The following is a 10,363-nucleotide window of genomic DNA, read 5'->3' as shown; positions in this document are numbered from 1 at the left end:
GGCGCCGATGCGTTCAACATCGACCTGCCCGATACGAAGAATACGTACCAGGCCAACGCCTTCACGCCGGGCGTCGACAAGCTGGTGCTGCTGGGAGCCAACAGCTTCACGATCGACAATACCGGCGCCAACAGCATCGTGGATATCACCGAAACGGCAGGCGGCCAGCACACCATTGTCACGGTGGTGGGTGTTGATCTTGCCGCAACCGACATCACCACGATCGTCTGAGCGCAGGCCGGGCCGCAAGGCCCGGCCTGATTGCGGATCTCAGGGCTTGGAGATGACGATCTGGCTGACCGTGTTCTGGCTCGCGTCGTAGGTCATGAGCGTGCCCGTGACGCCGGTCCCGGTCAGGGTGGTGCTGGAGGCTGCGTTCGATTTGATGGGGCCGCTGGTCAGCGTGCAGCCGCCGGTGCTGCCTGTCGTGCAGGTCGCGGTTCCGCCCACCGAGAAGCTGCCGGTGACGGCGGCGTTGGCAACGCCGGCGCCGGTATTGATGTCGCGCACGGTCACGGCGGCGAAAGCCTTCCAGTTTCCGCCGGACCTGGCCGCGCTGCCAGCCATGGACTTGAAGGCCACGGTCTGAGCCGTGGGTTGCACGGCGGGGGCGTTGCCGAGCATGGAGTACACGAGCAGATTCGGCGAGCCGGGCCCCATGACGGTCGGCACCAGGCGGTTGGGCGTGGCGCTGGACACCAGAAGCGCCGCCACCGCCGCTGGCGTGGCGCTAGGGTTGCTCGCCAGCGCCAACGCTGCCACCCCGGCCACATGCGGCGAGGCCATCGAGGTGCCGCCAATGGTGTTGCTGGCGGTGGCGCCGGTGTTCCAGGCCGAGGTGATGCCCGAGCCCGGCGCGAAGATGTCCACGCAGCTGCCCCAATTCGAATACGACGCGCGCGCGTCCAGGGTAGTGATGGCGCCCACCGTGATGGCGCTGGGCTCTCGCGCAGGCGAGACGGTGCAGGCATCCGCGTTGCTGTTACCCGCCGCGACGACCACCGTCACGCCCTTGGCGACGGCGCCGGCCACGGCCGCGTCGAGCGAGGCCGAGACTGCACCGCCGAGAGACATGTTGGCCACCGCGGGACGCTGCGGACTGTTGGCCACCCAATCCATGCCGGCAATCACGCCGCTCCATGCGCCGGAGCCCGCGCAGTCCAGTACACGGACGGGAACCAGCGAAGCCCCTTTGGCGACCCCCCAGGTGGTGCCGCCGACGGTGCCGGCCACGTGGGTGCCGTGGCCGTTGCAGTCGTTGGTGCCATTGCCATCACCCACGGTGTCGTAGCCCGCCAGCAGGCGGCCCGTGAACTCGACATGATCCGGGCGAATGCCGGTGTCGACGATGAATGCCGTGACGCCCGCGCCGGTCTGGCCGAAGTGGTACTGGGTGTCCAGCGGACGGTCGGCCTGGTCGATCCGGTCCAGGCCCCAGCTGGCTTGGTTCTGTGGGGACGCGACCTGCTTGAGCGACACCGTGTGGTCCTGCTCGATGTACTCGACATTCGGGTTGTTGCGAATGCCTTGCAAGGCGGCTTCGGGCAGGCTAGCGGCAAAGCCCTTCAGCGCCCCGGAATAGGTGTGGTGCAGTTGGCCGCCTTGACCGCGCACCAGATTGGCGGCTTCGGCAGCGGCGTTCGGCACGGTTTTCTTGAACACCACGATGTAGCGTCCGGGGATCGGCTGCGACTTGGCAAACGGATGGGAGGCGGTATCTGCTGTCTGTGCGAACGAGACCGGCGCGAATACGACCATTGCGGCCGCGGCGAGAGAAAGAAACTTCATGAAGCGAACCCTGTTGATAGACGGCTGTACTGAGGGCTAGCTCAGCCGTCCGGCATGGTAGAGCTCACGAAGGCCAACACGACAGTTTGGCCGGCGGTAAAAAGTAAGCGGTTGAGCTCCGCTTTAACAATTGATGAGCTGCATAGCTCATCAATCAAAGCGAAAGCGACGAGGCGCGGCGCAGCGCCTCGTCTCAAAAGTTACGGGCAGTTTCTTTAGCGATCGTCGTAGCTGACGACCACGCGCTGGCTGCGCGGTACCGCTTGGCAGGTCAGAACGAAACCCTTGTCGATCTCGGCCTGCTCCAAGGTGTAGTTTTTTTCCATCTCGACCGTGCCCTCCATCACACGAGCACGGCAAGTGCAGCAAACGCCGCCTCGACAGGAATACGGAAGGTCCAATCCCGCTTCCAAGGCGGTGTCGAGCACTTTCTCTCCAGCACGCATGAACAAATGGTGGGTTTTCCCGTCGAGCACGATGTCGAGGCGGTGCGCGGCGGCTGGCTGCTCTGCGGCCGGCATGACAGCCGGTTTCGCGACTGGCTTTTTCGCCACGCCCGGCGCGGCCGGAATGAAGCGCTCGCTGTGAATGCGAGCCACGGGAACGCCTGCCGCCGTCAGCGCGCTCTGCGCTGAATCGATCATGCCCGCCGGGCCGCAAAGAAAGGCCTCGTCGATCGAACTGACCGGCACCACGGTGCGCAGCAACTCCGCTACCTTGGCTTCGTCGATGCGACCGTTCAGCAATTCCAGCTCTTGCGCCTGGCGCGACAACAGGTGGATCAGCGAGAGCCGGGCCGGGTAGCGGTCCTTCAGGTCCTGCAGGGCCTCGTTGAACATGATGGTGTTGACGCGCTGGTTGCCGTAGACCAGCGTGAAGCTGGAGTCGGGTTCGCTGGCCAGCGTGCTGGCGATGATGGAAAGCATGGGCGTGATGCCCGAACCGGCGGCAAAACCGACGCGGTGCCGGGCCCCCGCGATCCGGGGGGTGAAGCGGCCGTCGGGTGGCATCACGTCGATGGCCATCCCCGGCTTGAGCTGCGCCAGGGCCCAGTGCGAGAAGGTGCCTTCGTCAACCGGCTTGATGCCGATATCGATTTCCCCGCTCGCCAGGTAGCGCTGGCGCGGGCTGCAGATCGAATAGCTGCGCCGCGTCTCCTCCCCGTCGATGGTGGCACGCAGTGTCAGGAACTGGCCGGGCTGGAAAGCAAACTTGTCACGCAGCGCCTCGGGCACCGCCAGCGTGATGGCGGCAGAGCCCGCGGCGTCCGGGCTGACGCGCTTCACGCTCAACGGATGGAAATGGATGGCCATTCAATAAGGCTTGAAGTAGTCGAAGGGTTCGAGGCAATGGAGGCACTTGTACAGCGCCTTGCAGGCCGTGGAACTGAAGTGCGAGGTCTCGGTCGTGTCGGTCGAGCCGCAATGAGGGCAGGGCACTGAAACGGGTGCGCTCGCCGTGGGCCGCGCGAAACGCACGACGTTGGCCGGAGGCACCGTATGGGGTGGCGAAATCCCGAAGTCGCGCAGCTTCTGCCGGGCCGCTTCGTCTATCCAGTCGGTGGTCCAGGCCGGCGCCAACCGCGTCACTATCTTGGCACTGAGGTCATTGGCGGCCAGGGCGGCGCGCACGTCGTCCTCGATCTGGCCCATCGCCGGGCAGCCGCTGTAAGTGGGTGTGATCACCACCTCCAGCTCGCCGTCCAGCTCATTGATTTCACGCAGGATGCCGAGCTCGCGGATCGACACCACGGGGATTTCCGGGTCGGGGACCGCCTCCAGCACCCGCCAGGCCCGCTGCGTGCGGTTCACCACTGTGCTCCGGGGTGCTGTCTGGCCAGGCTTTGCATTTCCGCCAGCACATAGCCCAGGTGGTCGGAGTGCAGTCCTTCCTTGCCGCGCGGCAAATAGCCGCCGGCCTGGGGCCGGTGCAGCGTGGCCTCGGCCAGCGCTTCATCCACTTCCTGGTCCCAGGCTTCGCGCAGCAAGCGCGCATCCACGCCCGCGCCCGTGGAGACCGCGTCGGCTTCGGCCTTGGACACGGTCCAGAATTCCTGGGTGTAGGGCATCAGGTGGTCGATGGCCGCCTGGGCTCGGGCATGCGACTCATCGGTGCCGTCGCCCAGCCTGATCAGCCAATCGCGCGCATGGCGCAGGTGGTAGCGCGTTTCCTTGATCGACTTCGCGGCGATGGCGGCGAGCTGCGTGTCCTGCGACGATTGCAGCGACTCCCACACCAGCAGCATCAGGCTGCTGTAGAGGAAATTGCGGACGATGGTGGTGGCGTAGTCGCGGTCGGCCGCGGCGTTCGCGGCCAGCGGGCCATGGTGCGGCAACTCCAGCAGCGTGTAATTGCGGAACTGGTTCGCGTCGCGGAAATATGCCAGCTTGTCCTCGGTGGCACCGCCACCCATCAACGCGGCGGCGTGCTGGTAGAGCAGCCGCGACTGGCCGATCAGGTCCAGGCTGATGTTGGCCAGGGCGATGTCTTCTTCGAGTGCCGGGCCGTGCCCGCACCATTCCGCGTTGCGCTGGCCCAGCACCAGCGCGTTGTCGGCCAGGTGCAGCAGGTAGTCCACAGGAGCGTTCGCGCTCATCACATGTGGCCGACTTCGTCGGGGATCTCGTAGAAGCTCGGGTGGCGATAAATCTTGTCGGCGGCCGGATCGAAGAACTCGGCCTTGTCGTCCGGTTCGCTCGCCGTGATGAGCGCCGACGGCACGACCCAGATGCTCACGCCTTCCATGCGCCGCGTGTACACGTCCCGCGCCATCTGCAGTGCCTGCGGCGCGTCGGCCGCGTGCAGGCTGCCACAGTGCTTGTGCTCCAGGCCCTGCTTGCTGCGCACGAACACTTCCCAGAGGGGCCACTCGTTCGTGACTGTGGTCATGCTGCCTCCTTGAGTTGCCTGGCCTGTTGCTTGCGGGCATGGGCCAATGCCGCATCGCGCACCCACTGGCCTTCGCCGTAGGCCTTGACCCGAGTGGCCAGGCGTTCCTTGTTGCAGGGGCCGTTGCCATTGACAACGGCCCAGAAGTCGTCCCAGTCGATGGCGCCGTAGTCGTGGTGGCCGCGTTCCTCGTTCCATTTCAGGTCGGGGTCGGGCAGGGTCACGCCCAGGATCCTGGCCTGCGGCACCGTCGCGTCCACGAACTTCTGGCGCAGGTCGTCGTTGCTGATGCGCTTGATGCCCCAGCGCATGCCTTGCGCGCTGTTAGGGCTGTCGGCGTCGGGTGGTCCGAACATCGCCAGCACCGGCCACCACCAGCGATTGACCGCGTCCTGCACCATATCGCGCTGCGCCTGGGTGCCGGCCATCAAGGTCATCAGGCTTTCGAAGCCCTGGCGCTGGTGGAAGCTTTCTTCCTTGCAGATGCGGATCATGGCCCGTGCATAGGGGCCGTAGGAGCAGCGGCAGATCGGCACCTGGTTCATGATCGCCGCGCCGTCCACCAGCCAGCCTATCGTGCCCACGTCGGCCCAGGTCAGGGTGGGGTAGTTGAAGATCGAGCTGTACTTGGCCTTGCCGCTGTGCAGGCCGTCGAGCATCTGGTCGCGGCTGGTGCCCAGCGTTTCAGCGGCCGAGTAGAGGTACAGGCCATGCCCGCATTCGTCCTGCACCTTGGCCAGGAGGATGGCTTTGCGCTTGAGCGAAGGCGCGCGCGAAATCCAGTTGCCCTCGGGCAGCATGCCGACGATCTCGCTGTGCGCGTGCTGGCTGATCTGCCGCACCAGGGTCTTGCGGTAGGCCTCGGGCATCCAGTCCTGCGGCTCGATCTTGCGGTCGGCGTCGATCTTCACGTCGAACTGGGTTTGCAACGCATCGACCGCGCTCCCAGCCGAAGTCGGCACCGGCTTCAGGCTGCGGCTGTCGGGATCGGGTAAATCCAGGGCTTGGGTGTACATGCCCCCAGTATAGCAATTAACCGACCGAGCGGTCGGTTAATGTGGCTTGCCGCGGCAAGCCCTGCCAGGAAGAGGTCACTCATTCAAGTTTGATACCTGCTTCACTGACTACGCGCTTCCATTTTTTGATCTCGGCTTCAATGTAAGTTGCGAATTGCTCGGGTGTGGTGCCGACCGGCTCGATACCTAACTTCGCAAGGCTTTCGCGGACGTCAGGCTGACCGAGGGCGCGGTTGACTTCCAAATTAAGCTTATCGACGACGTCACGAGGAGTTCCTCCCGGCGCCATCAAGCCGCCCCACGAGCTCGCCTCGTATCCGGCAACCCCGGAATCGGCGATGGTCGGCAATTCGGGCAAGACACTTGAACCCTTGGTGCCGGCAAACGCAATGGCCTTTACCTTCCCTGCCTTTACGTGCGGCAAAGCGACCGGCAGCGTATCGAATGCAATTTGAATATGACCGGCAATGAGGTCAGCCATGGCCGGCGAGCCTCCCTTGTACGCGACATGCGCGAAGTTGACGCCGGCAAGGGACTTCAAGAGCTCCATGGCCAGATGGTTGGACGAGCCGTTCCCGGCCGAAGCATAGTTGAACTGCCCCGGTTTTGACTTCGCGAGAGCGATAACTTCTTTCATGTTCGAGGCGGGGAACGATGGGTGCGCCACCAGAACAATGGGTACTGAAGAGACGAGCGATATCGGGGTGAAGTCCTTGATCGGATCGTAAGGAAGCTTAGGGTAAAGAGCAGGACTGATCGCATTCGGGCCGATGTTGCCCATTAATAGCGTATAGCCATCGGGGGCAGCCTTCGCAACGACGTCGGCGCCAATGTTTCCGCCCGCGCCGGCGCGGTTCTCCACCACAATGCTCTGCCCCATGCTCTCTGACATCTTGTTGGCAAGAGCCCGTGCCAGGACATCGGACGCCCCGCCTGGCGGGTAGGGCACTATGAAGCGAATCGGCTTGTTCGGGTACCCGTGTGCAAGTGTTGCGGTACTCACGGCTGCCAGAGCCAGTACCCCGAATACGAAGCGAAGATTATTTAAAAATTTCATGGAACAGCACTTTTTCCAGCGGTTGTGATTCATCGAAGTCTTCAATTAGCTTGGTACCGTCTGGCGCTGCGACGCCAACCATTCTCTGGCGCTCAGTCCGTGTTTGCCAAAGCGGGTGAAGCCATAACGAACGATGTCGCTCTCGATGTCGCGTACCTCGGGTACTTCGAGCCATAGCCTCAACATATAGCGCTTTTGCTCGGGTTCGGGATGGTCTTCGTACTCCGTTCTTCCATGAAGCACTGTGTAGTTATTCAGGAACTGCATGTCGCCCGGTTCCATCGCGAACTCGAAGCGGAGATCTTCACGCGATGCAACGGCATCGAAGTAATCAAGCACTTCACGCTCCGTAGGCGAAAGGGCGACATGAGTGCTCTTTGGCGCGTGCTCGATGTACGAACGGGCATAGCGGCAACTCAGGACCCCGTCAGTGGTACTAAAAACCGGAATCTTCTCGCTGAAAGCTAACTCGTCCGGTCCGTGTTCGCCTTTACGGTCGTACACGAAACCACTGAAGAGCACGCTGAGATGCTCGGGATGCGTGCGCAGGATTTCGTTGTAAACGCTCATGGAACTCGTAAGCAGCGTTCGACCGCCCGACTTTGCTTGGCGCAGGCAGAGAAGGCCGACCAAATCGGAGTTATCGCAATGGAGTGATAGCTCAGCGCGCACTTGGTATGCACGTACGGTGCGTTGGCTGTAGTTCAATCCACGGTCGTACACGTGGCCAAGCAACTCCGCTGCGGCGTTTTGTGTAACGCCAATGCCCAGATGAGTGCCGATACCCCAGAAAATCATGCTCGATTCTTCTTGAGAATACCGATCGACTGGCAGGCCTTTTACCAGCGCAACGCCTCGCCCACGCAGCAGGCTATCGCGTAACCGCTCAAACAGCGGCTCCATTGAAGGCAGTGCAAAGTCCTCTTTCTCTATCTGCTGAAATTCAAGCCGTTGCCGCATTGCGCTCTTCAGCGCAGCCTCAATCTCGACGATGTTCTCGCTTGTGAGGTGGTAAATCCATGATTGGTCGTCACGAAGGTCGGCATTGCGCCAGGCGCTTGGGTCTTCGACGGGCATCAGGTGAATGGTTTCTTTCATTGTGTCTCCTTGCGTTTCATGGAGCCGGCTCAATCGATTCGCACGCCCGCCTGCTTGATCACGTCGGCCCACTTCACCAAGTCGGATTTCAGCGTATTGCGGAAATCCTCGGGCGAGCTCCCAACCAGCTCGAGCCCCTGGTCACCGAGCTGTTTCTGCACGTCCGGCAACGCCAGCGCATTGCGCAGCGACGCGTTGATGCGTTCGATCACGTCTTTCGGCATGCCGGGCGGCCCTACGATGCCGAACCACGCGTTGACCTCATAGCCCGGCACTCCGGACTCAGCGATCGTCGGCACGTTGGGCATCGCAGGAGAACGCTTGGCCGTGCTCACGCCGAGCGCACGCACCCGGCCGCCCTTCACGTGGGGCACCGCGGTGGCCATCTGGTCGAACAGCAACTCGATCTGGCCGCCCATCACGTCCGTCATGGCCGCGGCATTACCCTTGTAGGCCACATGTTTGATGTCAACCTGGGTCATGGTCTTGAACAGCTCGCATGCCAAGTGCTGCGACGTGCCGTTGCCGCCCGAGCCGCAGTTCAGCATGCCAGGGTTGGCCTTCGCCATCGCCGCCAGCTCGCCCACGTTCTTCGCCTTGAAGTCGTTTTTGACGACCAGCATGATGGGTGACGTTGCGAGCATCGAAATCGGTGTGAAATCGGTGATCGGGTCGTACGGTACCTTCTTGAACAGGCTCGAGTTCGTCACGTGGGTGATCGGCACCACCATGAGCGTGTAGCCGTCCGGACTCGCCTTGGCGACGTGCTGCGACCCGACAATGCCGCTCGCGCCGGGCCGGTTGTCCACGATCACGGGCTGTTTCCATTCTTCGGTCAGCTTCTGCCCGAGCACGCGCGCCAGCAGATCGACCGTGCCGCCCGGCGGGAAGGCGGCGATGATCGTGACAGGCTTGGTCGGATACGCCGCCTGTGCGAGCGCAGCGCTGTTGGCGCCAAGGCAAAGCGCGGTAATGGAGGCCAGGGTTGCCAGAACTTTCATGAGGTGTCTCCTTGATCGGTGATTGGGAGAATGCGCAGTTCAGGCCGCCTTGGCCAGCAGCCGGTCGGCCGCGGAGCCGACATCGATGCTTTGGTCCGCGAGTGCGCGCTGCAGCTCACGCACATCGAGCTCAGTCGGGGTGATGCCCTGCGTGGCGGCGAGGGCGGCGGCGATGCCGGCGATCTGTCCGGTCACGAGACAGCAGTACTGGCCCCGGGTCCACATGTCGGCATCGTGCGTCACCGACAGCACGCGTCCGCCGACGGTCATGCCTTCGACGTTGTTCGGCGTGAACACGCGCCACGGGAGCTCGAACCAGGCGAGGTTGGTGGTCGAGGTGCGATACACCGCGTCGCTCGGGGCACCCTCGCCGCCTTCAGCCTTGTGCCAGTCGACCCCGGCAGCCATGTGCCGCCAGATGCGCACGACGCTGTCGTCGAACGTGCGCTGCGCGGCCAGGTCCTCCTGTGGCAGCACATAGGGGCCGCGAATGCGGCGCGTCTCGCGCACGCCCACCGTCGGGGACGAGTCGATGACATACGCGTTCTCGAAACCTGGGATGTACTTGCGGATTACCGAATGCAGCTTGCGGTTCTGAAGCCGTGCCTCAGTGTCGGCGCGCGAGATGTCCCAGGCGTTGGTGCCATCCACGCCATAGACACGCGAATTGTTGACCGTCACGATGCCATGAGCGACGTCGATGCCCTCGAAGCGAAGGTAGTGGATCTCTTCGGGCAGTTCGCCCGCCGCCCGCGCCTTTTCCGCGATGTGAAAGAAGCCCGACAGGCGAACCAGGCCTTTCTCGGGCTCGAGGATGTGGAAGTTGGGGTCGGCCGTGAAATATTCCTTCGGCTGGCTGCGGCAGTATTCGATGACCTTGGGAAGGTCGACACCTCCCAGACGGAACAGGACACTCATGGGGCGCATCTTGTTGTCTTTTTCGCGTCCCTTGACGTACTCGGCCCCGGCGGCGGCGGCCACGTCTGCATCGCCGGTGGCATCAACAACGGTCCGTGCAAGGATTGCCTGGCGGCCCGACTTGTTGTGGATGAGCACGCCTTTGATGCGCGAGCCATCCATGATCGCGTCCTGAATCGACGTGTAGTTGAGTACTTCGACGCCCGCGCGCTTGAGCAGATCCACCGAAAGCTCCTTGAACGCCTCGGGATCGAACGGAAACGTCGGGCCGCTGATATTGCCTGCGCCGCGCTCGGCCAGTGTGAGAGCAACTTCGCGCGAGACCCCCGTCATCCGGGAGACTGGCACGTTCCAGGTGTTCATGATCACCGCAGTGGCCGCACCGCCCAGGAAGGCGTTGCGCTCGATGACCAGGGTCTTGGCGCCGGCGCGGGCGGCACCGAGCGCGGCGCCGATACCGGACACGCCGCCGCCACACACCAGCACGTCGACCTCCCGCACGATGGGTGTCTGGCGCGGGGGTTCGACGAGGAAGCCCTTGTCGTGGTGGACCGAAGTGGGTTGCATTTGGATGTTGCTCCTGTTGCGGTTGGGGT

General features: G+C 63.3%; 11 protein-coding genes. 1 reads left to right on the top strand and 10 read right to left on the bottom strand.

Features of this window, described 5'->3' with window-relative positions; all coding sequences use genetic code 11:
* Positions 1-231, top strand: a 231-nt coding sequence (locus HNE04_RS10335; RefSeq protein ID WP_207717513.1) for a hypothetical protein, incomplete at its 5' end; no start/stop codon positions are given.
* Between the two features lie 39 nt (positions 232-270).
* Here HNE04_RS10335 and HNE04_RS10330 read toward each other — a convergent pair.
* From HNE04_RS10330 to HNE04_RS10285, 10 genes are all read right to left on the bottom strand, one after another.
* On the bottom strand, positions 271-1,788 hold the full coding sequence (locus HNE04_RS10330; protein ID WP_207717512.1) for a S8 family peptidase: 1,518 nt from the start codon (positions 1,786-1,788) through the stop codon (positions 271-273).
* Positions 1,789-2,003: 215 nt separating this feature from the next.
* Positions 2,004-3,101 carry a 1,2-phenylacetyl-CoA epoxidase subunit PaaE gene (paaE, locus tag HNE04_RS10325; RefSeq protein ID WP_172218450.1) on the bottom strand — a complete coding sequence of 366 codons (1,098 nt, stop codon included), beginning with the start codon at positions 3,099-3,101 and terminating at the stop codon, positions 2,004-2,006.
* Positions 3,102-3,602 carry a 1,2-phenylacetyl-CoA epoxidase subunit PaaD gene (paaD, locus tag HNE04_RS10320; protein WP_172218448.1) on the bottom strand — a complete coding sequence of 167 codons (501 nt, stop codon included), beginning with the start codon at positions 3,600-3,602 and terminating at the stop codon, positions 3,102-3,104.
* Positions 3,596-4,384 (bottom strand): 1,2-phenylacetyl-CoA epoxidase subunit PaaC, encoded by a 789-nt coding sequence (gene paaC / locus HNE04_RS10315; RefSeq protein WP_172218446.1) that lies wholly within the window; start codon positions 4,382-4,384, stop codon positions 3,596-3,598. Before paaC ends, paaD begins: the two co-directional genes overlap by 7 nt.
* On the bottom strand, positions 4,384-4,677 hold the full coding sequence (paaB, locus tag HNE04_RS10310; RefSeq protein ID WP_172218444.1) for a 1,2-phenylacetyl-CoA epoxidase subunit PaaB: 294 nt from the start codon (positions 4,675-4,677) through the stop codon (positions 4,384-4,386). Before paaB ends, paaC begins: the two co-directional genes overlap by 1 nt.
* On the bottom strand, positions 4,674-5,693 hold the full coding sequence (paaA, locus tag HNE04_RS10305) for a 1,2-phenylacetyl-CoA epoxidase subunit PaaA (protein ID WP_172218442.1): 1,020 nt from the start codon (positions 5,691-5,693) through the stop codon (positions 4,674-4,676). The genes paaB and paaA overlap by 4 nt, the downstream gene beginning before the upstream one ends.
* 79 nt (positions 5,694-5,772) lie before the next feature.
* The gene (locus HNE04_RS10300; protein WP_235964909.1) at positions 5,773-6,783 is read right to left on the bottom strand and encodes a Bug family tripartite tricarboxylate transporter substrate binding protein; all 1,011 of its coding nucleotides are present in this window, start codon (positions 6,781-6,783) and stop codon (positions 5,773-5,775) included.
* A gap of 12 nt (positions 6,784-6,795) precedes the next feature.
* A complete protein-coding gene (locus tag HNE04_RS10295; RefSeq protein WP_172218441.1) occupies positions 6,796-7,848 on the bottom strand; it encodes a TauD/TfdA family dioxygenase in 1,053 nt (350 codons plus the stop codon).
* A 29-nt stretch (positions 7,849-7,877) separates the two neighbouring features.
* On the bottom strand, positions 7,878-8,849 hold the full coding sequence (locus tag HNE04_RS10290) for a Bug family tripartite tricarboxylate transporter substrate binding protein (RefSeq protein WP_172218440.1): 972 nt from the start codon (positions 8,847-8,849) through the stop codon (positions 7,878-7,880).
* A 39-nt stretch (positions 8,850-8,888) separates the two neighbouring features.
* Entirely contained in the window at positions 8,889-10,334 is a 1,446-nt protein-coding gene (locus tag HNE04_RS10285; protein WP_172218439.1) for an FAD-dependent oxidoreductase, read from the bottom strand.
* Between the last annotated feature and the right edge of the window lie 29 nt (positions 10,335-10,363).

Source organism: Caenimonas soli (genome assembly GCF_013155545.1).
Lineage (GTDB): Bacteria > Pseudomonadota > Gammaproteobacteria > Burkholderiales > Burkholderiaceae_C > Ramlibacter > Ramlibacter soli.
Note: the sequence above shows the minus strand (reverse complement) of the source record. Positions and strands in the feature narration are given on the sequence as shown.

Coding starts and splice junctions, on each gene's coding strand:
- HNE04_RS10330 (WP_207717512.1), bottom strand. CDS start 1,788: ATGAAGTTTCTTTCTCTCGCCGCGGCCGCAATGGTCGTATTCGCGCCG.
- paaE (WP_172218450.1), bottom strand. CDS start 3,101: ATGGCCATCCATTTCCATCCGTTGAGCGTGAAGCGCGTCAGCCCGGAC.
- paaC (WP_172218446.1), bottom strand. CDS start 4,384: ATGAGCGCGAACGCTCCTGTGGACTACCTGCTGCACCTGGCCGACAAC.
- paaB (WP_172218444.1), bottom strand. CDS start 4,677: ATGACCACAGTCACGAACGAGTGGCCCCTCTGGGAAGTGTTCGTGCGC.
- paaA (WP_172218442.1), bottom strand. CDS start 5,693: ATGTACACCCAAGCCCTGGATTTACCCGATCCCGACAGCCGCAGCCTG.
- HNE04_RS10300 (WP_235964909.1), bottom strand. CDS start 6,783: ATGAATCACAACCGCTGGAAAAAGTGCTGTTCCATGAAATTTTTAAAT.
- HNE04_RS10295 (WP_172218441.1), bottom strand. CDS start 7,848: ATGAAAGAAACCATTCACCTGATGCCCGTCGAAGACCCAAGCGCCTGG.
- HNE04_RS10290 (WP_172218440.1), bottom strand. CDS start 8,849: ATGAAAGTTCTGGCAACCCTGGCCTCCATTACCGCGCTTTGCCTTGGC.
- HNE04_RS10285 (WP_172218439.1), bottom strand. CDS start 10,334: ATGCAACCCACTTCGGTCCACCACGACAAGGGCTTCCTCGTCGAACCC.